Origin of the sequence: Acinetobacter sichuanensis (genome assembly GCF_003024515.2) — a bacterium.
GTDB classification, from domain to species: domain Bacteria; phylum Pseudomonadota; class Gammaproteobacteria; order Pseudomonadales; family Moraxellaceae; genus Acinetobacter; species Acinetobacter sichuanensis.
Window position 1 is genome coordinate 1 of sequence record NZ_PYIX02000114.1, and the last position, 2,621, is coordinate 2,621.

Below are 2,621 nucleotides of genomic sequence, written 5' to 3' on the forward strand. Positions count from 1 at the left end.
ATGATCGCTGGTTTATATATGCAAGAGTCAAAAGCAGGAACGGATTTGAAGAGCGATACTGGTGCATTAGGTCCATGGCAAACTACAACAGCTTATCGCAAGCGATACAATATTTCATTATCGCAAAATAATGATTTCTTGCTTGTAGGGAAAATTGTTGTAGATGCTATTTCTAAGGAGTTGGAGAAATCAGGTAGTTTAAGGCAAGCAATCTTATCTCACAATGCTGGACCAACAGGTTCTAAGCAATTTCTTGACACAGGAAAGGTTGGTGGTTCGCCTAAGAGAAATAAAGAAGTTGCAGGATATTTACCAAAAATTGATAAGTGGGCTTCTTGGGGTGGTGGTAAGAAAGGTGATTTACTTGGTTCTGATGATTCAGGAAAAGCTTATCAAAAATTCTTAGATGACCAGAAAAAACTAAAGAAGGAAACCCAACAACTACGTGAAAGATATAGTAGTGAAGATATCACTCGCAACCAACAGCGTCTTGATGAAATTGCGGAGGCTAATCGCCTTGGCTTACAGCATCTCATTCCGGATATAGAAAAACGGTATACAGCAGAAAGCAAACTCGCTGAGCTTAGCTATAACGAATCTTTGAGTGGATATCAATGGAGTGAACAACAAAAAATTGTCTATGCTAGAGATCGAGCGCAACAAGAGTTAATTTTAAGTACTCAGTATAGTGATAAGCAAAAAAAGGTGCTTAAAAAAGCGATTGATGATCAAGCGAAATATGAACTCGCTGTTTTTGATGAAACACAAAGACGTAAAGCTCAAGAGCTGTCAGATGTTTTGACAGAACGGCAAAAGCAATCATCAGACAATCAGCTTAGGATCTTAGCTCAAGCAAATATGTCACCAGATGAGTTTGCGCGTTGGAATCTTCAAAACAACATGACCAATGATATTAGTTATGCTTTCGATGATTACCAGAAAGATGTCAAGGATATTAATCGCAAAGATGAAGCTGGTCGATTTGAGATAGAAGATGCCAATTATAGAAATCAGTTGTTGCAGCAAGCTGAAAGAACTCATCAAGCTAAAATGCTTGAAATCAAAGAGGACTATGCAGCACAAGCACAAGATCTAGCACAGAGTCAACATGAATCACAGCTTCAACTTTATGGTCAAATGTTATCTCAGGCTTCAGGTATTTGGGGAGAATTAACTAACGTTGTTAAAGATCATAAAGAGGAGAATAGTAAATCATATAAAACGATGTTTGCTATGCAACAAATGTTTGCAATTAGTTCAGCTTTAATCAGTACACATTTAGCAGCAACTCAAGTGGCAGCGGATGCAACAATTCCGTTTTTCGGTGCCAAAATCGCAGCATCTAAAGCAATGCTAGCAATGGGTTACGCAAACGTGGGCTTAATTGCTGGACAGACAATTGCAGGACCAAATGGTGATGGTTACGCCACAGGCGGTCACGTCCGTGGTCCTGGTACTTCAACAAGCGATTCTATTCCCGCAATGCTTTCGGACTACGAGTTTGTGACTAAAGCATCCGCGGTGAAGAAGATTGGTGTTGCGAATATGGAGTACATGAACCGCACAGGGGAAATGCCATTCCAAAAAGAGTACGAGGAATTACATAAACGAATCGCAGGGAATCAACTTCCTGAACCGTTTATTGTGCCTAAGTATAAAGATGGTGGGTTGGTCGGATCTTCGCGCGTTCAGCCTGATGCTTATTCGCAGATTTATCGTGAACGCGAAGTCGTGGATAAGGTGAAAGCTGTAAATGTGCAACCTAAAATCACGATTAATACCCCACCTGGTACTTATGCTGAAACGCGCGTTGATACGGATGGTGCAATTACCATTGATGTGATTCGCAAAGAAGCGGAGGATGCGGCAAAAAGATCGTGGGATCGGCTTGGTAATGCTAACTCTCATGAATCTCAGCAACTGAGTCGTAATACCAATTCTAATCGAAGAAGATAAGCCACTCGAAAGAGTGGTTTTTTATTAGGATGTAAAATGAAAGTTTATGAAGTAGGTACTTTTGAGAAGTATGAAGCAGGTTTTCATGCCTTTTATCGAACTTTGAGTGAAGAAAAAGCCAAAAGAGTTCATGAGCTTGCAAAGGAAATGCTTAGTAAGATTGGTGAGTTAGAATTTGGTGCTTCGGATGAGGAATCTAAGAAACACTATGATCTATGTCGACTGATTGATATTGAATTTATTGAACGATCTGGCATTGATTTTTGTTTAAGTAGCTCTGCAAATGATTGTGAAATAGAGATGCATAGTTTTGATTTGGATTAACCCAAACTATTTTTTGACTACATTTAACAATAGCTTTTAATTCATTATTGATATTGGAATCCACTCAACTGAGTGGGTTTTTTATTACCCAAAGAAAAACCCTGATGCAGCAAACATCAGGGTTTTTGTATTTCAACTCACCGAGAAAAGTAAGAGGAAATTAAATCTATGCCTGAAATTATAGCAGTAATACTGCAAAAAGTAGAGGTTGTCATGGATAAATATGGTTTTTGGAAGGTAACAGGAGTTTTCTTGTTATCAATATTTTTGTGGAAATTCCCAGATATTCTAAATGCATTTTCGAAATTTTTAGAAGTTGTTTCTGGTCTGAATGTATAAAA

2 protein-coding genes and 1 pseudogene are annotated in these 2,621 nt (G+C 38.5%); all 3 read left to right on the plus strand.

The genetic code is table 11. From position 1 onward, the window contains the following. A pseudogene (locus C9E89_RS22110) lies at positions 1–1,956 on the plus strand (hypothetical protein); the annotation flags it as partial. 36 nt (positions 1,957–1,992) lie between these two features. Then, a complete protein-coding gene (locus C9E89_RS22115; RefSeq protein ID WP_107010241.1) occupies positions 1,993–2,280 on the plus strand; it encodes a hypothetical protein in 288 nt (95 codons plus the stop codon). Between the two features lie 168 nt (positions 2,281–2,448). Beyond that, positions 2,449–2,619, plus strand: coding sequence for a hypothetical protein (locus C9E89_RS23475; protein ID WP_171405203.1), 171 nt, complete (start codon positions 2,449–2,451; stop codon positions 2,617–2,619). Positions 2,620–2,621 lie beyond the last annotated feature (2 nt).